Source organism: Pseudomonas jessenii (assembly GCF_002236115.1).
GTDB lineage: Bacteria > Pseudomonadota > Gammaproteobacteria > Pseudomonadales > Pseudomonadaceae > Aquipseudomonas > Aquipseudomonas jessenii.
Map to the genome: position 1 here is coordinate 163,392 of NZ_NIWT01000009.1, position 20,011 is coordinate 183,402.

Genomic DNA, 20,011 nt, shown 5'->3' on the forward strand with positions numbered 1-20,011 from the left:
AGCAATAGACCCGAAACGGACGTTGAGATCTGCTTGTTGTCGCTTTATGTTGTTCGTTTTCATGGAGGATTCGGACTGATGGCACGCTTGGGCTTGATACTGACACCCGGTTTTGCGGACTGGGAATACGCTTTCATTGCAGGAACCGCATCCCCGTTTTACGGGATCGACGTCAGGTTTTTCACCTCTACTACGGGGCAGTTCCGCTCGCAGGGCGGATTGGCTGTAACTGTGGATAGCAGCTTGCAACAATGCCTGGACTGGAAGCCGGACGTTGTTGTCGTCATCGGTGGAATGATCTGGGAGCGTGCAGATGCACCGGATATTCGGGACTTTCTTCATGCTAGTCGTTCAAGTGGAGCGACCATTGCCGGTATCTGTGGGGGGACGCTGGCACTTGCGAGGGCCGGGCTTCTCGACACGGTCCCTCATACTTCGAACAGCGCTGACTTCTTACAACAGAATGCCGTAGGTTATGACGGGGCCACGCTTTATCGAAGCAGTCAAGTAGCGGTGGTTGCCGACCGCATCATAACTGCTCCAGGTCCTGCTCCCGTTAGCTTTACCTGCGCAGTGTTCGAAGCTGCCGGGTTATCTTCAGAGATCATTTCGCAGTTCAGGTCAATGTTGGCAGCGGAACACGGGTGACCGCTTCGTCCTAAAAAAACAGCCGATCAGGTGATGTGTTCGAGGTCCGCTCCTGGCCGGTTTCTGCCCCTCACGGACGGCCGCTATGGTTGCGATAGCGTTCGGTCAAGGACTGCACGAGGGTGACGTAGGATTGCGTCTCGGCGTAGGGAGGCACCCCGTTGTACTGGACCACGGACGCTTCGCCGGCGTTGTAACCTGCCAACGCCAGCATCTGGTTGCCGTTAAAGCGCTTGAGCAGCCAGGCCAGGTAGCGCACGCCGCCACGAATGTTCTGTCGTGCGTCGAACGGATCGTCCACGGCGAAGCGTTCGGCGGTGGCGGGCATCAACTGCATCAGCCCCTGGGCGCCGGCTTCGGAAATGACGTTGGGGCGAAACGCCGATTCGGCATGTATCACTGCGCGGACCAGCGCCCTGTCGACACCATAATGACCCGAAGCGGCTTCGATCTCCCGCCGATAGGAATGGGTGTCCAGTCGCAGTGACGCGACCTTGAAATCCTTCGGCGCCATGCACAGATAGCAGCCCTTGATGTAATAGAGCTCAAGGACATCGACCCGTGCGGAGATCCCGACGGGGCGCCGGCTCACATATTGACGATTACCCTTGTGGATGAAAGTCCACACCCGAATCCGCACCGCGCCTGGGGTGTCGTCCCGCACAACCCGTGGTAGGGCCATTGCCTTGGCGCCGACACCGGCGCCCGCCATGCCATTGAGGCGAGTGCAGCGGGCGCTGGCGATGGCTTGGCTGGTGTAGCTGATGGCTCCGTCCCTGGCTTGGCACTTGAACATGGCGCTGGCGCACAGTGGAGTGACCAGCACGGCCAGCTCGATGCAGCCAAGAAAGCTCTTGCGAGCCCATCGCCATGCTCTGGAACTCATCACATCGCTCCGCACCGCAGGCGCCGATCAGGCCTGGGGCGCCCGGACCGGGCGCTGCCTTTGGAGGACCTATTCTGGGTGACCCGCCTTTTGTTCTGATAGTTATACCCCTTGTAACCGGCCTTGGAACTTGCGTTGACGTACGGGCTGCCGACGTTCCCAGGCGAGGCGCAGGTCTGATTGCTCGCACGACGCGTCGGGCCGGGGCGGGACAGGCCCAAGCCACTGGATCTGATGTTTCGAGTATCTGCCGTAAATTTTTTACGCTTTCTTTACGACTGCTGTTTGCGCCCTCAAAGATACTGGCCGCGACTTTTTAGATCGTCCATGCGCCTTGAGGCTTCAGTGGCCCAGGCACATCGTTTTGCCCAAGGATGGCATGTATTTCCTCCCCGTAATTCGAGAGAAGCGACCCTTGAGTGAAACAGCAATCGGAGCACATGAAAACTCGCAATCCAAAGCGTCAGGAGTGGGCTTGCTCGTCGCCGCGGTCGGAGTGGTTTACGGGGACATTGGCACCAGCCCCCTCTACACGCTGAAAGAAGTATTTTCTGGCCACTACGGAGTTCAGGCCAACCACGACGGCGTGCTGGGTATTCTGTCGTTGGTCTTCTGGTCACTGATTTGGGTCGTCTCGATCAAATATGTGCTGTTCATCCTGCGTGCCGACAACCAGGGTGAAGGCGGCATCATGGCGTTGACGGCTTTAGCCCGCCGCGCAGCCGCCCCTTATCCGCGCATGAGTAAAATACTCGTTCTGCTTGGCCTGTTTGGTGCGGCACTTTTTTACGGGGACAGCATGATCACCCCGGCTATTTCGGTGCTCTCTGCGGTTGAAGGGCTACAGCTGGCGTTTGACGGAATTGAACACTGGGTCGTGCCTTTGTCAGTGATCGTGCTGGTGGCGCTGTTCTTGATACAGAAACACGGCACGGCTCGCATCGGCATTCTGTTCGGCCCAGTGATGGTGCTGTGGTTTGTCGTGCTGGGTGCGCTGGGGGTCTATGGCATTTTACAGCGGCCGGAAGTGCTGCAAGCGCTCAATCCATACTGGGGAGCGCATTTTTTCATCGCTCATCCGGGAATCGGTGTGGCCATCCTCGGGGCAGTGGTACTCGCGCTGACGGGCGCCGAAGCACTGTATGCAGACATGGGGCACTTCGGTCGCAAACCCATTGCCCGCGCCTGGTTCATTTTGGTATTGCCAGGACTGGTACTCAATTATTTTGGCCAAGGTGCCTTGATCCTGGAAAACCCTGAGGCGGTGCGCAATCCATTTTATTTGCTCGCGCCGGGCTGGGCACTGCTGCCGATGGTCGCACTCTCTACACTGGCGACCATCATCGCTTCTCAAGCCGTGATCTCCGGCGCATTTTCCCTGACACACCAGGCCATCCAGCTTGGGTATGTCCCTCGCATGTTTATCCAGCATACCTCCAGCCAGGAGCAGGGACAGATCTACATCGGTACCGTTAACTGGGCGTTGATGGTCGGTGTTGTGCTGCTGGTACTTGGTTTCGAGTCGTCCAGTGCTTTGGCCGCCGCTTATGGGGTCGCTGTAACGGGCACCATGCTGATCACCACCATCCTGTCCTCGGCCGTCGTCCTGCTGCTATGGAAAACCCCGCGCTGGTTGGCCGTTCCGATGCTGCTCGGTTTTCTGCTGGTAGACAGCCTGTACTTCGCGGCCAATGCTCCGAAGATCTTCCAGGGCGGTGCGTTCCCGGTGATTGCTGGCATTGGCCTGTTCATTTTGATGACCACCTGGAAACGTGGCCGCAAGATCATTGTTGAACGGCTGGACGAAACCGCGCTGCCGCTACCACTGTTTATCGGTAGCATCCGCACGCAGCCCCCTCATCGGGTACAGGGTACGGCGGTATTTCTGACAGCCAGGTCCGATGCCGTTCCGCATGCGCTGCTGCACAACCTGCTGCATAACCAGGTTTTGCATGAGCAAGTGGTATTGCTTACGGTGGTGTCTGAAGACAGCCCTCGTGTGAGTGCTGATCGACGGTTTGAGGTTGAAGCGTATGGCGAAGGGTTCTTCCGGGTCAGTCTGCACTTTGGCTTTATCGAAGAGCCCGATGTCCCCTTGGCGCTGAGTCTCTGTCACTTGGCCGAGCTGGACTTCAGCCCGATGCGCACCACCTATTTCCTGAGCCGGGAAACGGTGATCCCGACCAAGCGCATCGGTATGGCCCGTTGGCGAGAAAGCCTTTTCGCCTTTTTACTCAAGAACGCCAACAGCAACCTTAAGTACTTCAAGTTGCCGTTGAATCGGGTGATAGAACTGGGCACACAGGTGGAGATGTAAGGAACTGGCAAGATCGCACTGGCGGTCTTGTTTGTTCGGCAGCAATCGACCCATTCCCGAAAAGCAACAATCGGCCAAAAGCACTCTCTGACGACGAACCCTGCCCTTACGCAGTAGTCAAAGCAAGTGACGGCATCGCCACTCGCTATCACCGTCCTCACAAAGAGGGGGCCTGATGAATCTTTTTGCCACATGTAAGGGTGTGTGTGTTCCTCTGGCTCTGTGCATGGCTGTGCTCCTGGCATTTGTGGTTTCCTGCAGTACATTGCCCAGGATAGTGCCCGATATGGCTCGCGCGCCCTCTGCGCCAGTGCAGCTCGACGGAGTACACGGGCCTCTGTCAGCCGAGCGCAGCAAGGCCATTCTCGAGCGACTCGAGCCAACCGGCGCAGAGACCGACATCTTCGACGTGCACCTCGCAATCGAAGAGTCCATCGTCGGCAGCCCGCTAACGGAAGGAAACAAGGTCGACTTGCTGCAGGACGGCCCCACCACCTACCAGTCGATGATCAAAGCCGTGGAAGCAGCGCGCGACCACATCAACATGGAGACCTACATCCTCGACGATGATGAAGTCGGCCAGCGCTTCGCCACCGCGCTGATCGCTCGGCAACGGCAAGGCGTACAGGTCAATCTGATCCGTGACAGCGTCGGAACCCTTAAAACATCATCAGCGTTTTTCTCTCAATTGACCGACGCGGGCGTCAAGGTGCTGGAGTACAACCCAGTCAATCCGGTGACTGCCAAAGCGGGCTGGGACGTGAACCAGCGCGACCACCGAAAGCTGCTGATAGTGGACGGCCGTATTGCCTTTCTCGGCGGGATCAACATCAGCAGCGTCTATTCGGGGAGCTCGTTCAATTCTTACTCGAAGACTCGCCCAAATGGTGATTTGCCCTGGCGCGATACCGACTTGCGCATCGAGGGGCCTGTGGTTGCGGAACTCCAGAAGCTGTTCATCGGAACCTGGGCTACCCAGAAAGGCGAACCACTCGCTGCTCGCCACTACTTTCCGCCACCTGAGCGCAAAGGCACCGAGGTGGTGCGGGCCATCGGAAGCTCGCCAAATGAGCCGTTCAGCCTGATCTATGCCACGCTGATTTCGGCGCTGCGTAGCGCGCAATCCGAGATATGGCTGACTAACGCCTACTTTATTCCCGACCCGCAGTTGCTGGCGGCACTCAAGGAGGCTGCAGCACGTGGCGTCGACGTCAAGCTGGTGCTGCCCAGCAGCACCGATTCGTGGCTGGTGTTCCATGCTGGACGCGCCTACTACAGCGAGCTGTTGAAAGCCAACGTCAAGCTTTACGAACGCAAAGACGCGCTACTCCACGTCAAGACAGCAGTAATCGATGGCGTGTGGTCGACTGTCGGCTCCACCAACCTCGACTGGCGTAGTTTCCTGCACAACGATGAAGTCAACGTTGTTGTGCTGGGCGCCGGGTTTGGAAAAAAAATGCAGGCGGCATTCCTGGCCGATCTGGCCAAGTCGAACGAAATCAAGATGGAAAAGTGGCAGAGCCGCTCGCTCGGTGTGAAAGCCAAGGAGCAGATGGCGCGCCTTTGGGAGTACTGGCTCTGAGTTGAGTGGCGTGTCACCGGGATGTGCTGTTCTGCACCCTGATGGGTATGTCGCTAACCCATGCCCAGGAAGCAGCGTAGACTTTCGCCAGCGACCTTGCCCCCCGTGAAACTGAAATCTACGACCCGACCGCTACGTCAGACTGCTGACGCACCTGATTGCGCCCGTTGCGCTTGGCCTGGTACAGCGCGTCGTCTGCGCGGGTCACCAGGCTTTCCGGTGTATCGCCGGGTTGTGCATGGGCCACGCCGAACGAGGCGGTGATGGTGTCCAGCACCGTGTCGGTGCCCCGGGCCTTGACCCGCAGTGACTGGATTTTCAAACGCAGGCGCTCGGCAAAAGCGCCCGCGGCGGCCAGGTCCGGACAATCCTTGAGCACCACGCAAAATTCCTCGCCGCCGTAACGCGCCGCGAACGCATCGCCAGGCAGCGAATCGCGCAACACCCGGGCGACATGCTGAAGCACGCGGTCGCCCAAGGGGTGGCCGTACTGGTCGTTGAATTGCTTGAAGTGGTCGATATCCAGCATGACCAGCGCCACGCCCGTCGCCACGTTGCTCAAGGCCTGTTCAAGCTGGCGGTTGAAGGTGGTGCGGTTGAGCAATTCGGTCAGGCCATCGAGGGTCGCGGCCAGTTGGGCGCGCTCCAGTTTGTCGCGCAGGCTTTTGATTTCATGCTGTGCCGATTGCAACTGGGCGAGGAAGTGTTCCTGCTGCCCCTGCATCAGCCGGGTGCTCTGTTGCAGTTGGGTCAGGATGCTCGGCAAGCGCTCGCTGGCGGGCTCTTCAAGCATCTGCAGGTATTGGCCGAGGCTGGCCTGGAAATCCTGGTTACCCTTCACGCTGCGCGACACATCGCGCTCCATGTCGTCGACCAGATTGATCGCGTCCTGCTGCCCGGAGCGGGCGTCCGCCAGTTCATCGCGGATGATGTACTCGCGAAACAGCTTGGCGGCCGACTCCGGCGGGAAGTAGTCGAAGTCGTTGACCACCCGGTCCAGGTGCCGATTGAGCTCCGGCTCCTGGCCCTTGCTGTAGGTGTACCAGAGCGCGTAGTGCACCGGGTTGGGCGGAATGTTGTGACGAACCATCAGCGGCACTGCCTGCTTGAGCAATGCCGCCGCCTCGCGGGAGTCTTCTGGATACAGCGCTAGAACAGTCGCACGCGTGTCTGATTGGCTCATGGTTTCACTGTGATTGTTATCATTGGCGTTTGGCAAACTTGCTGAGCATAGCCATACGCCCGGCAAACGACCATCCCGAATTACACAATCATTTCAACCCGGTACGCCTGTGCCACAGGCCCGATCAACTGTTGGTCGGCATCAGACCGGCCATGTTCTGGCGCCGACGATAAGCCGTATCACGGTTCGCCAGCCAGTAGTACAGCGGTGTGGTGACCACCAGCCCGACCAGCCACGATAAATCCGCACCATCAATGTGCACTGCCACGGGGCCGGTGTAGATCGGCGTGTTCATGAACGGGATCTGCACCACGATGCCGATGGCGTAAGCCAACAGCGCCTGCGGGTTGAAGCGGCCATAGATGCCGCCGTCGACGCGGAAGATCGAGGCGATGTCGTACTCGCCCTTGTGGATCGCGTAGAAGTCGATGAGGTTGATCGCAGTCCACGGCACCAGCACCACCAGCAACGCCAGTACCAGGTCGACGAAATGCCCGATGAAATCCGCCGAGGCGCCGATGGCCGCCACGCAGCAACCGGCCAGGATGATCAGCGACAGTACCGCCCGGCTCGAAGCAGTCGGAATCCAGCGGTGGGCAAAGGTTTGCAGCAAGGTGATCACCGACAACACGGCGCCATACAGATTCAGGGCGTTGTGGCTGATCACGCTGAGCAGGAACAGCACCAGCATCAGCGGGCCGATGGCGCCGGTCGCGAGTTTCACCGCGTCCATGGTGTCCATGCCCACCGGCGTGGCCAGCACGGCGACGGCACCGAACACGAAGGACAGGATTGAACCCAGCGAGGAGCCGAGGTAGGTCGCCCAGAACGTCGAACTGACCTTTACGTCTTTGGGCAAGTAGCGCGAGTAGTCGGACACGTAGGGCGCGAATGCGATCTGCCACAGCGCCGCCAGCGACACCGTGGCCAGCCAGCCGGAAATGTTGAAACTGCCACGGGTCAGGAAGTCATCGGTCTGCACGTGGGTCAGGATGTAGCCGAAACCGAGCACGATGCCGAGGCCCAGCACCCAGGTGCCGATGCGATTGAGCACGTGGATGAAGCGGTAGCCAATGATGCCGATGATCCCCGAGCCAAGACCGCCGAGGACGATGCCGACCGACACCGGCACGCTCTCGACCACGCCATGCAGCGACTTGCCGGCCAGGACGATGTTGGAAGCGAAGAAACCGATGTACATCACGCCGGCAATCACCACCACCAGCAACGCGCCCAGCGAACCGAACTGAGCGCGACTCTGGATCATCTGCGGAATGCCCATCTGCGGGCCTTGCGCCGAGTGCAGCGCCATCAGCACACCGCCGACCAGGTGGCCGACAATGATCGCGACGATGCCCCAGACCAGATTCAGGTGAAACAACTGCACGCCAAGCGCGCCGGTAACGATGGGCAACGGCGCGATATTGCCGCCGAACCACAGGGTGAACAGATCTTTGACCTTTCCGTGGCGATCCTCAGGGGGGACGTACCCGATCGTGTGCTTCTCGATGAGCGGGGCGGATGAAGCGGTGGTGGACATGACGAACTCCAAGGCAAGGATGAGTACGTGTTCGTACTTCGGTGTGCGCGGGCATACCTGCGCATTTCTTGTTGGAGGCGATCATGGACAAAGAGCGAGAGGAGGAAAATTAGTTAATTTGTGCCTTTAAACCTTAAAAAAGATTGCGTGGTTTTCCGGAATAACCGGCAGAAAAAACCAATAAAAATAAAATATTGATCAGAACACCATGACAACTGAACGACGAAATCCCTGTGGGAGCGAGCTTGCTCGCGATGGCGGAGAGTCAGCCAACGAAGATGTTGAATCTGACGGCCTCATCGCGAGCAAGCTCGCTCCCACAGGGTCCTTCGTCCGAATTGACTACCATCGTCATTCCGTGAAGACGGCAAAGCATGAACCCGAGGTATTGCACTGTGCTTTTTGTGGGAGCGAGCTTGCTCGCGATGGCGGTGAGTCAGCCAACGAAGATGTTGGATCTGACGGCCTCATCGCGAGCAAGCTCGCTCCCACAGGGTCCTTCGTCCGAATTGACTACCATCGTCATTCCGTGAAGACGGCAAAGCATGAACCCGAGGTATTGCACTGCGCTTTTTGTGGGAGCGAGCTTGCTCGCGATGGCGGCGGCACATCCAACATCGATGTGACTGAAGTACCGCTTTCGCGAGCAAGCCCGCTCCCACAGGGGTTATGCGGTGCCTGTATCAGCGCGCAGCCCAGGCATTGAAGCGCTGCTCAAGTTCCTCGCCATGGTCAACCCAGAACTCTGCGTCCACGGCCCGCGCGCCGGCCAGGTTGGCCTCGGCGGTCGGCAGTTGATCCTGCACATCCTTGGGCAGCAATGGCAGGGTCTGGCGATGGACCGGCCCGTAGGGGATGGTTTCCGAGAAGACTTTTTGCGTCTGCGGCTGGCTGGCAAAGGCGATGAAGTTTTCCGCCAGCGCCTTGTTCGGCGTGCCTTTGACCACCGCCCAGTATTCCGGGTCGTACAGGCTCTGCGGCCAGACGATGCTCAGTTTCATGCCTTCCTTCTGCGCCGAAGCGATCCGGCCGTTGTAGGCCGCGCTCATCACCACGTCACCGGCCACCAGCCATTGCGCCGGCTGCGCGCCCGCCTCCCACCACTGGATGTTCGGCTTGATCTGGTCGAGCTTGGCAAAAGCCCGCGTCACGCCTTGCGGGGTTTTCAAGACCTTGTACACGTCGTCCGCCTTGACGCCGTCGGCGAGCAACGCGATTTCCAGGGTGTACTTGGCGCTCTTGCGCAGGCCGCGCTTGCCCGGGAAGTCGGCGACGTTCCAGAAGTCGGCCCAGGACTGCGGCGCCTTGGCCTGCTTGCTCTGGTCGTAGGCCATGACCATCGACCAGACATAGGTTGCGACACCGCACTCGGTCAGCGCACCCGGCACGAAGTTCGCCGAATCACCAAAGCGTCCCGCATCGAGCTTCTCGAACAGGCCCTCTTCGCAGCCACGCAACAACTCGGGGCTTTCGACTTCCACCACGTCCCAGCTGGTGTGACCGGCGGAAACCATGGCCTTGATCTTCGACAGCTCGCCGTTGTACTCCCCGGCGATGATGTTGCCCGCGCCGCTGGCGTTGAAGGGCTGGAAGTAGGCCTTATCCTGGGCCTGTTTGGTAGCACCACCGAAGGAAATCACGGTGAGGTCCTGAGGGGCCGCCCACACACTGGCACTCAACAACGCCAGGGCAAACGGAACACTGCAACGCAAGGATCTGGACATGGATCGCTTCCTCGGGGCTTATCGGCCCGTTGTTGTTATGGGTGTTCGGATTCACTCAAGTAAGCCGCCAGGCGATCCATCAAGCGGTCACAGGCCACCATCTGATCAACGCTGACAAATTCATCGGGCTTGTGCCCCTGGTCCATGCTGCCGGGACCGCAGACCACCGATGGAATCCCGGCCTGATCGAACAGCCCGCCTTCGGTGCCAAAGGCCACGGTGCTGAACTCGTCACTGCCGCACAGCTGGGCAATCAGCCGGGCCGCTGCACTGTCGGCGGGTGTCGCCAGGCCGGGATAGGCCGAGATTTTTTCAAAGCGGATACCGGTATCGGTGTCCACGGCCTGCATGGCCGGCAGCAACGTCTGCTCGGCGTAGTCCTGCAACTCATCGACGACCACTTGCGGGGCGAAGTCCGGCAAGGCGCGGATCTCGAAATCGAAACGGCAGTCCGCTGGAACGATGTTCAGCGCCGTACCGCCCTGGATCACTCCGACCTGCACGGTCGAGAACGCAGGGTCGAAGCGCTTGTCGTGCAATTGCGGGCGAGCCAGTGTGGCGCCGATGTCACCCAGCCGACCGATCAGGCGTGAGGCCTGCTCGATGGCATTGACCCCATATGGCGCGTAAGCCGAATGACAGGCGGCGCCGCGCACGTGACACCGCATCGCCAGTTTGCCCTTGTGGCCGAGCACCGGCTTGAGCTCGGTCGGCTCGCCGATCAAACACAGCGCCGGTGCCGGGATGCGTTGGGGCAGCACCTCCAGCAAGCCGCGCACGCCGAGGCAACCGACCTCTTCGTCATAGGAAAACGCCAAATGCACCGGGCGCTTTAAAGGGCTGGAGAGAAACATCGGCACAGCGGCCAGCACAGAAGCCAGATAGCCTTTCATGTCCGCGCTGCCGCGACCGTAAAGCTTGCCGTCCGCCTCGCTCAGGCAGAACGGTTCGACCGTCCAGGCCTGGCCGTCCACCGGCACCACGTCGGTGTGCCCGGACAACACGATGCCGCCGGCCACACGCGGGCCGACCGTGGCCAACAGATTGGCCTTGGTCCGCTCGGCGTTGTAGATCAGTTCGCAATCCACGCCCAGTTCGTGCAGGTAGTCGCGCACGAACTCGATCAGCTCCAGGTTCGAATCACGGCTGACCGTGGCGAACCCGATCAATCGCGCGAGCATGGCGCGGCTGCGCAACTCACTCATCGCCGGGCACTCCATACGCGGGGGCCAGGGTCGGATTGAGGGCGCGGGTCAGATAGTCCTGCAATTGCGGCTCGTAGGCCGTCCACAGTTTGCCCAGCTCGCCAATCGGGTTTTCCTCGGCCCAGTCCACCCGCAGGTCGACAATCGGCCAGGTCAGGTCACCCACCACCGACAACGCCGCCGAGTGCACCGCGCCGGCTTCGCCGCCAGCGTCCTGCCCGGCCTGCAAGGCGCTCATCAGCCGGGTGGCGAGGCAGCCTTCGCTGTTTTCGAACGCCGCGACCATCGCCTCGATCACCCCACTGTTGGCCAGCAGGTTGCCGGCCGCCACGCATTGGTCACCGGCCACAGCGTTATTGATGCCCAAGGCATGATTGCCACTGAACACCGCCGTGCGCCCGTGGGCATCCACCACCGCCACCTGGCGATACTGGCTGTAGCCGTTGCGGGTCAATGAGTGGTCCAGCGCCTGGGGCGGCGCCGAGCCATTGGCCAGTTCATCGAGGATCTGCGGGCCGAGGGCCGGCAGCGTGATGTTCTGGCTCGACACCGCGCCGACACCGGCCCGCAGCCACGGGCAGCGCGCGCCGACGGCAATGCTCGAAGAGCTGATGGCAATGCCCAGCTGGCCGGTCTCGGCGCAGCGACCCACGATGGAAAAAGTCATGGCGAATTCCTTATTCAGGGATGACGGCGATCACATCAATTTCCATCAGCCACTGCGGCTGGCCGAGGGCGCTGACCACAAGGCCGGTGGAAATCGGGAACACGCCCTTGAGCCACTTGCCGACCTCCTGGTACACCGGCTCGCGATAGCGCGGGTCGATCAGGTAGGTGGTGGTCTTGACGATGTGGCTCAGGTCGCTGCCCGCCTCTTCCAGCAGTTGCTTGACGTTGCGCATGGCCTGCTCGGCCTGGGCGCGCGGATCACCGAGGCCCACCAGTTGGCCGTTGAAATCGGTGCCGACCTGACCACGCACATACACGGTGTTGCCGGCGCGCACGGCCTGGCACAAATCGTTGTCCAGCGTCTGGTTCGGGTAGGTGTCTTTGGTGTTGAACATGCGGATGCGGGTATGAGTAGGCATTAACGAACTCCCATGAGGCTGGCTTTGTGAATAGGTGCACGGGCGGCTTCGGCTTGACGCTGGGTCGCATCCCGGTAGTTGAGATAGGTGTGCTGTTTAACGATGTGGTCGGCGATGTGCTTGGCGTCGTGCCAAACGCCCCAGATAAACGCGGAGCCACGACGGGACTGCCAAGGCAACCCCACGAAATACACCCCCGGCTCGGCCGACACACCGCGCTGGTGCTGCGGCTTGCCGTTTTCCTTGAAGGCATCGACCTTCAGCCAGCTGTAATCGGTGGAGTAACCAGTGGCCCAGATAATCGTGGTGACGCCGGCCTTGAGCAGATCCAGCTCCAGGATTGGATTGGTCACGCAATCCGGGTCCGCCAGCATGGCCCGGGCTTCGGGTTCCAACGGCAGGTCCAGGCCATTGCGTTCGATGTAGGCGTCGGCCTTGTCGAGCAACGCCAAGTAGTTTTCATCGCCGCGCTGGATGTTGTCAGCGAGGTTGTTTTCGAAACTCACCATGGCGCCGTTAAACGCTTGGGTCAGGCCAACCAGGGTCATGCCTTGGTGAGCCAGCCGGCGGAAGTCCACGGTATGGCCGCCACGGGCACCGCTCACGGCGATGGTCACGTGTTCCTTGCCCGGTTGCATGGCTTCGGCATCCCACTCGCCAAGCACCCCCAGCCACCAGCAGAAATCACGGTTGCGATAGGCACGCGGCGGACGATCGTGGGCGCCCACCGACAGGTAGACCTGCTTGCCGGAACGTTGCAGTTCATCGGCGATCTGCACGCCCGAAGAACCTGCGCCCACCACCAGCACCGCGCCTTCGGCCAGTTGCTGCGGGTTGTAGTATTGGGCGGAATGAATCTGAGTGATGCCAGCGATTTGTGGGGCAATCGGCGGAATGGCCGGACGCTGGAACGGACCGGTGGCGACCACCACATGCCGGGCCTCGATCACGCCATCAGAGGTTTCAACGGTGAAACCGGGACGGTCGATGTTACGTTCGACTTTCTTCACGTCCACGCCGGTACGGATCGGCGCGTTGAACTTGCGGGCATAGGCTTCGAAGTACTGAGCCACCTGCTCTTTCCCGGCGAAGGCATCCGGGTCCAGACCGTCGAATTCCAGCCCCGGGAAGCGGTCGTGCCAGGCCGGGCCGTTGGCTACCAGCGAATCCCAGCGACCGGTGCGCCAGGCTTCGGCGATACGATTGCGCTCCACAACGAGGTGAGGCACACCGAGCTTGCTCAGGTGTTCACTCATGGCCACGCCGGCCTGGCCGGCGCCAACAACAAGCGTATCAATTTCGGTTTTATCAACTGTCATGGCTGTGCACTTCTGAAAGGTGGTTTGATTCAGGTCGGTCATGGCTGCCGCCTCGATTCTGATCACTGTTGTTCTTCTGCTGCGGCTATCGGTGTCAGGGTGTTGGCCGCATTCTGTTCGGAGCCGGGAAATAGCGAAATTATGTTTTTTGTGGTTGCTGGCGAGGAAAAAGCGTCGAGCCGACCGGTCGGCTGTGCAAGGTTGCGGGAGGCCTGATCCCGGCCTATGGTCCTAGCGATGCAATGCCGGCGATTGACGCCTGATGGCACAGCGCCGGTCGATGTCCACCCAGTGCGAATAGCGCAAGGAAGTGACGACATGACTGACAACTCCCGCCCTGCCGTGCTCGAACTGATCGGCAATACACCTCTGGTACGCGTCAGCCGATTCGATACCGGCCCGTGTACGCTGTTTCTCAAACTCGAATCCCAGAATCCCGGCGGCTCGATCAAGGACCGCATCGGTCTGGCGATGATCGACACCGCCGAACGCGATGGCCGCCTGCGCCCCGGCGGCACCATCGTCGAAGCCACCGCCGGCAACACCGGCCTCGGCCTGGCCCTGGTCGGCCGCGCCAAGGGTTACCGGGTGGTGCTGGTGGTGCCGGACAAGATGTCCACCGAGAAGGTCTTGCACCTCAAGGCCATGGGCGCCGAGGTGCACATCACCCGCTCCGACGTCGGCAAGGGCCATCCCGAGTATTACCAGGACGTCGCCGCACGGCTGGCAGCGGAAATTCCCGATGCGTTCTTCGCCGACCAGTTCAACAACCCGGCCAACCCACTGGCCCACGAATGCAGCACCGCGCCGGAGATCTGGGCGCAAACCCAGCATGATGTGGACGCCATCGTCGTCGGTGTCGGTTCGGCCGGCACCCTCACCGGGCTGACCCGTTTCTTCAAACGGGTACAGCCGGACCTGGAAATGGTCCTGGCCGACCCGGTCGGTTCGGTGATGGCCGAATACAGCCGCGGTGGCACCCTCCCCACCCCCGGTTCCTGGGCGGTGGAAGGCATTGGCGAAGACTTCATCCCGTCGATTGCCGACCTGTCCAGCGTGCGCCACGCCTATTCGATCAGCGACGAAGAAAGCTTTGATCACGCCCGCCAACTGCTGCGCGCCGAAGGGATTCTCGGCGGTTCGTCGACCGGCACCTTGCTGGCGGCGGCGTTGCGTTACTGCCGCGAACAGACCCAGCCGAAACGGGTCGTCAGCTTCGTCTGCGACACCGGTACGCGTTACCTGTCGAAGGTCTACAACGACCAGTGGATGAACGATCAGGGCCTGCTGCAACGCAAGCACTACGGCGACCTGCGCGACCTGATCGCGCGGCGCTTCGAGGATGGCCGAGTGATCAGCGTCGGCCCGGATGACACGCTACTGACGGCTTTCCAGCGCATGCGCCTGGCGGATGTCTCGCAGCTGCCGGTGCTGGTGAAGGGGCAGCAACTGGTCGGCGTGATCGACGAGTCCGACATCCTGCTGGGCGTGCATGAAGACGTTGCGCATTTTCGCAGGGCCGTCTCCAGCGCCATGACCGACAAACTGCAAACCCTGTCCCCCGATGCCACGCTGGCTGAACTGGAAGCCGAGCTGGGCCGTGGACTGGTGGCGATCATCCAGGATGCCTCGGGCTTTCACGGCCTGATTACCCGAACCGACATGCTCAACCATTTGCGGAGATCCCTGCCATGAGTCAACAGGATAAAAACGCCCCGCCACAGGGCTTCGCCACCCGGGTGATCCACGCCGGGCAAGCGCCGGACCCTTCGACCGGGGCGTTGATGCCGCCGATCTATGCCAACTCCACCTACCTGCAGCAAAGCCCCGGGGTGCACAAAGGCCTGGACTACGGGCGTTCGCACAACCCGACGCGATGGGCGCTGGAACGCTGCGTGGCCGACCTCGAAGGCGGCACCCGGGGCTTTGCCTTCGCCTCGGGGCTGGCGACCATTTCCACGGTGCTCGAACTGCTCGACGCCGGCTCGCACATCGTTTCGGGCAACGACCTGTACGGCGGCACCTTCCGCCTGTTCGACAAGGTGCGCCAGCGCAGCGCCGGGCACCGCTTCAGCTTCGTCGACCTTACCGACCTGGCGGCGTTCGAAGCGTCCCTGCAAGACGACACACGCATGGTCATGGTCGAGACCCCGAGCAATCCGCTGCTGCGCCTCACCGACCTCTCCGCCATCGCCCGCACCTGCCGCGCCCGCGGCATCATCTGCGTGGCCGACAACACCTTCGCCAGCCCGTGGATCCAGCGCCCGCTGGAACTGGGCTTCGACATCGTGCTGCACTCGACCACCAAATACCTCAACGGTCACTCCGACGTGATCGGCGGCATCGCCGTGGTCGGGCAGAACGCCGAACTGGCCGAGCGCCTGGGTTTCCTGCAAAACGCCGTCGGCGCCATCGCCGGCCCGTTCGATGCGTTCCTCACCCTGCGCGGCGTGAAGACCCTGGCGCTGCGCATGGAGCGACATTGCAGCAACGCACTGGAGTTGGCGCAGTGGCTGGAGCGCCAGCCACAAGTCTCACGGGTCTACTACCCTGGCCTGCCGTCGCACCCGCAACACGAACTGGCCCAACGGCAAATGCGCGGTTTCGGCGGGATGATCTCCCTCGACCTCAACAGTGACCTGGCCGGTACCAAACGCTTCCTTGAAAGCGTGCAGATCTTCGCCCTGGCCGAAAGCCTGGGTGGCGTGGAAAGCCTGATAGAACACCCGGCAATCATGACCCACGCCACCATCCCGCCCGATACCCGCGCGGAACTGGGGATTGGCGATGGGTTAGTGCGGTTGTCGGTGGGCGTCGAGGATGTCGAGGACTTGCGGGCCGATCTGGCGCAGGCGTTGGCAAGGATGTAAATCACCTGAATGTTGGAACACTGCAAAACCTGTGGGAGCGAGCTCGCTCGCGATGGACTCAAGAGCGCCGCGTTCAGTCAGTAAACACGCGGCATCGTTAACGACCATCGCGAGCGAGCTCGCTCCTACAGGTTTTTTTTAGGCCATCACTCCTGTTGCAACGCTGGTCAAGCACGCAAGAGCCCCTATAATCGCGCCATTTTCGTCTACCCTCACGAAGCGTCGTGCAGCAATCAGCTTGTGCGGGGCGCATCGACATTTTTCCGCTATTGAACCGGAGAACTTCCATGCTCAAACGTACCCTGGCATTGGCCGTCGGCCTGACCCTATCCTTTTCCACCCTGCTGGCACAGGCCGCCGATACCCTCAAGGTCAGCGCCATTCCTGATGAAGCCCCCACCGAATTGCTGCGCAAGTTCAAGCCCCTGGGCGAGTATCTGGAGAAGCAACTGGGCATGAAGGTCGAGTTCGTGCCGGTGTCCGACTACCCGGCGGTGGTCGAGGCGCTGGCCACCGACCGTATCGACATGGCCTGGCTGGGCGGCTTCACCTTCGTGCAGGCGCGACTGAAAACCGGCAATGCCATTCCATTGGTACAGCGTGAGCAGGACGCCCAGTTCACCAGCAAATTCATCACCGCCGACCCGGCCGTCAAGTCGCTGGCCGACCTCAAGGGCAAGTCGTTCGCCTTCGGCTCGGTCTCGTCGACGTCGGGCAGTTTGATGCCGCGCTACTTCATGCTGCAGGACGGCATCAAGCCGGAAACCTACTTCAGTCGCGTCGGTTACTCGGGCGCCCACGACGCCACGGTCGCCTGGGTTCAGGCTGGCAAAGTGGACGCCGGCGTACTCAATGCCAGCGTCTGGGAAAAACTGGTCAAGGCCGGCAAGGTCGACACCGACAAGGTCAAGGTCTTCGCCACCACGCCGGCCTACTTCGACTACAACTGGACCGTGCGCGGCACCCTCGACCCGGCCCTGGCTGGCAAAATCAAGGCGGCCTTCCTCGCGCTCGACCCGGCCAACCCGGAGCAAAAAGCGATTCTGGACCTGCAAGCCGCCAGCCGCTTCATCGAGACCAAGCCTGAGAACTACAAGGGCATCGAGGAAGCCGCGCGCGCTGCCGACCTGCTGAAATGACCTTGCACCTGAACCGGGTCAGCCTCACCCACGGCAACGGCGTGCGTGCGCTGCATGAGGTCGACCTGCACATCGGCGCCGGTGAGCAAGTCGCAATCATCGGCCCGTCCGGTGCCGGCAAGTCGAGCCTGCTCAACGTGCTGGCCACCGCCCTGCGCCCGGACAACGGCGCGGTCGAGGTGCTCGGCGAACACGCCTGGCAGCTTGGCGCGCGTCGGCGTCAGCAGTTGCGGGCGCGCATCGGCCTGGTGCATCAGGCACCACCTCTGCCCCCCCGGCAACGGGTGGTCACGGCGGTGCTGGCCGGAAAGCTGGGGCAATGGGGTTTTGCCAAAAGCCTGTTGAGCCTGTTGCATCCGGTGGATGTTCCAGGCGCGCGGGCGGCACTGCTCAAGCTGGACCTGGGTGACAAGCTGTTCGCCCAGTGCCAGCAATTGTCCGGCGGCCAACTGCAGCGCGTGGGCATTGCCCGGGTGCTGTACCAGGCGCCCGAAGTGCTGCTGGCCGATGAGCCGGTGTCGGCGATGGACCCTGTGCTGGCCGGGCACACCCTGTCAGTTCTCTGCCGCCACGCCCGGGAACACCAGGTGACGCTGGTCGCCAGCCTGCATGCGGTGGAACTGGCCCTGGCGCACTTCTCGCGCATCATCGGATTGCGTGAAGGGCAGATCCTGTTCGATCTTCCCGCCAGCGACGTCGACCACGATTTGCTCGACAAGCTCTACGCCAACGAGCAACTGCTGTCGCCGCCCGCGCCGGTGGCGTCCTTGAGCCTGCAGATTCCACGATGCTGACCCGCGATACACGAGACCCGGCCACCCTGCCCCGCCTGTTGCTCAGTTTGTTGGCGCTTGCCCTGTTGTGGCCCGGTATTCATTTCAGCGAACTGGACCTGGGTGTGCTGCTCCAGGCTGACAGCCAAAGTGAAATGGGCCGGTTTGTCTCGGCCTTCTGGCCACCGGCCCATGGCGAAGAGTTCCTCCAGTTGCTGTGGCAAGCCACGTTGCAAACCCTGGCCATCGCCACCGCCGGCATGGCCCTGGCCTTGCTATTGGCCATCCCCGCCAGCCTGCTGGCCAGCCGGGCGCTCTCGTTGTCGGCGGCTTCGCGCAGCGGTCGCCCGAGCGCCTTGGGCCGGTTGTTGCGCTGGCCGGTGCGCGGGTTGCTGATCTTCCTTCGCAGCGTGCCGGAAATCGTCTGGGCCTTGCTGTTCGTGCGCGCCGTCGGCCTTGGCCCGACGGCCGGGGTGCTGGCCATTGCCATCACCTACAGCGGCATGCTGGGCAAGGTCTACGCGGAAATTTTCGAGTCGGTCGACCAGCGCCCAGCCCACTCACTGATGCAAGCCGGCAGCAGCCGGTTGGCGGCGTTCTGCTACGGCATCCTGCCCAATGTCGCGGCGGAGCTGCTGTCGTACACGGTATATCGCTGGGAATGTGCGATCCGCGCGTCGGTGGTGATGGGCTTCGTCGGCGCCGGCGGGCTGGGCCAGCAGATCGACTTGTCGTTGCGCATGTTCGCCGGCGGTGAAGTGGCGAGCATGTTGCTGACCTTTTTCGTCCTGGTGCTGTTCGCCGATCAGATCAGCCGCCTGTTGCGCTGGAGGTTCGCATGAATCGCCTTTTCAACCTGCTGCTGATCCTCTGTATCTGCGCGGCGGTCGTGGCCTCGTTCAGCTACCTGGGCATCGACCTCGGCGAACTGACGGGCAGCGGTAACCTGAAGCAGATGGGCGCCTACGTGCTGCGTTTTCTCAGCCCGGACCTGAGCGCCGGCCATCTGCAAGCCATCGGCCGCGGCGCCGTGGAAACCATGGCCATGTCGGCCCTCGGCACCCTGCTCGCGGCGGTATTCGGCCTGGTGCTGGCGTTGCCGGCGGCCGGTCGTTTCGGTTGGCCGCTGCAGAGTGCGTCGCGCCTCGTGCTTAACGCCCTGCGCGCCATTCCCGAACTGGTGTGGGCCGCGCTGATGGTGCTGGCAGCCGGACTCGGCCCCAACGCCGGGACCCTGGCATTGGCGATGCACACCACCGGGGTGCTGGGCCGATTGTTCGCCGAAGCACTAGAGAACACCCCGCCGCAACCCGCCGAAGCCATCCGTCTGCAGGGCGGCAACGTCGTCTGGGCCTTCTGTTACGGCACCCTGCCCAACCTGTTTCCGCAGCTGTTGGCGTACATCCTGTATCGCTGGGAAAACAACATCCGCATGGCCAGCGTGCTCGGCTTTGTCGGTGCCGGTGGTTTGGGGCAGATGCTTTATGTCAGCCTCAGCCTGTTCCAGGAGGCCCAGGCCAGCACGGTGATCCTGGCCATGTTGCTGCTGGTGTTTGCCGTCGACGGGCTGAGCAGCTGGAGTCGCCAGCGCTGGGTCAAGGCGTGATGGGGAACTGCATGGATTTGCTCACCTGATTGCATTCGATTTGAGCAACCAGTTGTATGGATTTGACTACCGCGTTTTATGGCTATGACCGACAGAAAACGACCCAAAGCTGACGGTGGCGACAGGCAGAA

General features: G+C 61.5%; 17 protein-coding genes. 9 read left to right on the top strand and 8 right to left on the bottom strand.

Going from position 1 to position 20,011, the window contains the following annotated elements; all coding sequences use genetic code 11:
- Positions 1 to 78: 78 nt before the first annotated feature.
- Positions 79 to 648, top strand: coding sequence for a DJ-1/PfpI family protein (locus PSJE_RS27495; protein WP_090456228.1), 570 nt, complete (start codon positions 79 to 81; stop codon positions 646 to 648).
- Between the two features lie 70 nt (positions 649 to 718).
- On the opposite strand, the gene PSJE_RS27500 is transcribed toward PSJE_RS27495, so the two are convergent.
- Positions 719 to 1,534, bottom strand: coding sequence for a lytic transglycosylase domain-containing protein (locus PSJE_RS27500; protein WP_090456229.1), 816 nt, complete (start codon positions 1,532 to 1,534; stop codon positions 719 to 721).
- 415 nt (positions 1,535 to 1,949) lie between these two features.
- On the opposite strand from PSJE_RS27500, the gene PSJE_RS27505 reads away from it, so the two are divergent.
- Both PSJE_RS27505 and cls read left to right on the top strand, forming a co-directional pair.
- Positions 1,950 to 3,851, top strand: coding sequence for a potassium transporter Kup (locus PSJE_RS27505; RefSeq protein WP_090456231.1), 1,902 nt, complete (start codon positions 1,950 to 1,952; stop codon positions 3,849 to 3,851).
- A 286-nt stretch (positions 3,852 to 4,137) separates the two neighbouring features.
- Entirely contained in the window at positions 4,138 to 5,433 is a 1,296-nt protein-coding gene (cls, locus tag PSJE_RS27510) for a cardiolipin synthase (RefSeq protein ID WP_224795422.1), read from the top strand.
- Positions 5,434 to 5,551: 118 nt separating this feature from the next.
- Here the strand turns inward: cls and PSJE_RS27515 are convergent, their stop codons facing one another.
- The 7 genes from PSJE_RS27515 to PSJE_RS27545 all read right to left on the bottom strand — a co-directional run bounded on the left by PSJE_RS27515 (position 5,552) and on the right by PSJE_RS27545 (position 13,534).
- Positions 5,552 to 6,616 carry a GGDEF domain-containing protein gene (locus tag PSJE_RS27515; RefSeq protein ID WP_090456235.1) on the bottom strand — a complete coding sequence of 355 codons (1,065 nt, stop codon included), beginning with the start codon at positions 6,614 to 6,616 and terminating at the stop codon, positions 5,552 to 5,554.
- Positions 6,617 to 6,740: 124 nt separating this feature from the next.
- Positions 6,741 to 8,156: a purine-cytosine permease family protein gene (locus PSJE_RS27520; RefSeq protein WP_090456237.1), complete on the bottom strand. Its 1,416-nt coding sequence runs from the start codon at positions 8,154 to 8,156 to the stop codon at positions 6,741 to 6,743.
- Positions 8,157 to 8,839: 683 nt separating this feature from the next.
- Positions 8,840 to 9,880 carry an ABC transporter substrate-binding protein gene (locus PSJE_RS27525; RefSeq protein ID WP_090456239.1) on the bottom strand — a complete coding sequence of 347 codons (1,041 nt, stop codon included), beginning with the start codon at positions 9,878 to 9,880 and terminating at the stop codon, positions 8,840 to 8,842.
- A gap of 35 nt (positions 9,881 to 9,915) precedes the next feature.
- Positions 9,916 to 11,085 carry an acetylornithine deacetylase gene (gene argE / locus PSJE_RS27530; protein ID WP_090456240.1) on the bottom strand — a complete coding sequence of 390 codons (1,170 nt, stop codon included), beginning with the start codon at positions 11,083 to 11,085 and terminating at the stop codon, positions 9,916 to 9,918.
- Positions 11,078 to 11,752 (bottom strand): DUF1028 domain-containing protein, encoded by a 675-nt coding sequence (locus PSJE_RS27535; protein WP_090456242.1) that lies wholly within the window; start codon positions 11,750 to 11,752, stop codon positions 11,078 to 11,080. The genes argE and PSJE_RS27535 overlap by 8 nt, the downstream gene beginning before the upstream one ends.
- 10 nt (positions 11,753 to 11,762) lie before the next feature.
- Entirely contained in the window at positions 11,763 to 12,173 is a 411-nt protein-coding gene (locus tag PSJE_RS27540) for a RidA family protein (RefSeq protein ID WP_003201555.1), read from the bottom strand.
- Positions 12,173 to 13,534 carry a flavin-containing monooxygenase gene (locus PSJE_RS27545; protein WP_191622228.1) on the bottom strand — a complete coding sequence of 454 codons (1,362 nt, stop codon included), beginning with the start codon at positions 13,532 to 13,534 and terminating at the stop codon, positions 12,173 to 12,175. The genes PSJE_RS27540 and PSJE_RS27545 overlap by 1 nt, the downstream gene beginning before the upstream one ends.
- 276 nt (positions 13,535 to 13,810) lie before the next feature.
- Between PSJE_RS27545 and PSJE_RS27550 the strand changes: the two genes are divergently transcribed.
- From PSJE_RS27550 to phnE, 6 genes are all read left to right on the top strand, one after another.
- Positions 13,811 to 15,187, top strand: coding sequence for a pyridoxal-phosphate dependent enzyme (locus tag PSJE_RS27550; RefSeq protein WP_090456244.1), 1,377 nt, complete (start codon positions 13,811 to 13,813; stop codon positions 15,185 to 15,187).
- A complete protein-coding gene (locus PSJE_RS27555; protein WP_090456246.1) occupies positions 15,184 to 16,362 on the top strand; it encodes a trans-sulfuration enzyme family protein in 1,179 nt (392 codons plus the stop codon). The genes PSJE_RS27550 and PSJE_RS27555 overlap by 4 nt, the downstream gene beginning before the upstream one ends.
- 287 nt (positions 16,363 to 16,649) lie before the next feature.
- Positions 16,650 to 17,501 carry a putative selenate ABC transporter substrate-binding protein gene (locus PSJE_RS27565; RefSeq protein WP_090456250.1) on the top strand — a complete coding sequence of 284 codons (852 nt, stop codon included), beginning with the start codon at positions 16,650 to 16,652 and terminating at the stop codon, positions 17,499 to 17,501.
- Entirely contained in the window at positions 17,498 to 18,295 is a 798-nt protein-coding gene (locus tag PSJE_RS27570) for a phosphonate ABC transporter ATP-binding protein (protein WP_090456252.1), read from the top strand. Before PSJE_RS27565 ends, PSJE_RS27570 begins: the two co-directional genes overlap by 4 nt.
- Positions 18,289 to 19,116: a PhnE/PtxC family ABC transporter permease gene (locus tag PSJE_RS27575; protein ID WP_090456254.1), complete on the top strand. Its 828-nt coding sequence runs from the start codon at positions 18,289 to 18,291 to the stop codon at positions 19,114 to 19,116. Before PSJE_RS27570 ends, PSJE_RS27575 begins: the two co-directional genes overlap by 7 nt.
- A complete protein-coding gene (gene phnE / locus PSJE_RS27580) occupies positions 19,113 to 19,880 on the top strand; it encodes a phosphonate ABC transporter, permease protein PhnE (RefSeq protein ID WP_090456256.1) in 768 nt (255 codons plus the stop codon). The genes PSJE_RS27575 and phnE overlap by 4 nt, the downstream gene beginning before the upstream one ends.
- The last annotated feature ends 131 nt before the right edge of the window (positions 19,881 to 20,011 follow it).

Excerpts from the sequence above, each read along its gene's own strand:
- PSJE_RS27495 (WP_090456228.1), top strand. The coding sequence starts at position 79 with ATGGCACGCTTGGGCTTGATACTGACACCCGGTTTTGCGGACTGGGAA.
- PSJE_RS27500 (WP_090456229.1), bottom strand. The coding sequence starts at position 1,534 with ATGAGTTCCAGAGCATGGCGATGGGCTCGCAAGAGCTTTCTTGGCTGC.
- PSJE_RS27570 (WP_090456252.1), top strand. The coding sequence starts at position 17,498 with ATGACCTTGCACCTGAACCGGGTCAGCCTCACCCACGGCAACGGCGTG.
- cls (WP_224795422.1), top strand. The coding sequence starts at position 4,138 with ATGGCTCGCGCGCCCTCTGCGCCAGTGCAGCTCGACGGAGTACACGGG.
- phnE (WP_090456256.1), top strand. The coding sequence starts at position 19,113 with ATGAATCGCCTTTTCAACCTGCTGCTGATCCTCTGTATCTGCGCGGCG.
- PSJE_RS27565 (WP_090456250.1), top strand. The coding sequence starts at position 16,650 with ATGCTCAAACGTACCCTGGCATTGGCCGTCGGCCTGACCCTATCCTTT.
- PSJE_RS27520 (WP_090456237.1), bottom strand. The coding sequence starts at position 8,156 with ATGTCCACCACCGCTTCATCCGCCCCGCTCATCGAGAAGCACACGATC.
- PSJE_RS27540 (WP_003201555.1), bottom strand. The coding sequence starts at position 12,173 with ATGCCTACTCATACCCGCATCCGCATGTTCAACACCAAAGACACCTAC.
- PSJE_RS27575 (WP_090456254.1), top strand. The coding sequence starts at position 18,289 with ATGCTGACCCGCGATACACGAGACCCGGCCACCCTGCCCCGCCTGTTG.
- PSJE_RS27550 (WP_090456244.1), top strand. The coding sequence starts at position 13,811 with ATGACTGACAACTCCCGCCCTGCCGTGCTCGAACTGATCGGCAATACA.
- PSJE_RS27545 (WP_191622228.1), bottom strand. The coding sequence starts at position 13,534 with ATGACCGACCTGAATCAAACCACCTTTCAGAAGTGCACAGCCATGACA.
- PSJE_RS27535 (WP_090456242.1), bottom strand. The coding sequence starts at position 11,752 with ATGACTTTTTCCATCGTGGGTCGCTGCGCCGAGACCGGCCAGCTGGGC.
- argE (WP_090456240.1), bottom strand. The coding sequence starts at position 11,085 with ATGAGTGAGTTGCGCAGCCGCGCCATGCTCGCGCGATTGATCGGGTTC.
- PSJE_RS27515 (WP_090456235.1), bottom strand. The coding sequence starts at position 6,616 with ATGAGCCAATCAGACACGCGTGCGACTGTTCTAGCGCTGTATCCAGAA.
- PSJE_RS27525 (WP_090456239.1), bottom strand. The coding sequence starts at position 9,880 with ATGTCCAGATCCTTGCGTTGCAGTGTTCCGTTTGCCCTGGCGTTGTTG.
- PSJE_RS27555 (WP_090456246.1), top strand. The coding sequence starts at position 15,184 with ATGAGTCAACAGGATAAAAACGCCCCGCCACAGGGCTTCGCCACCCGG.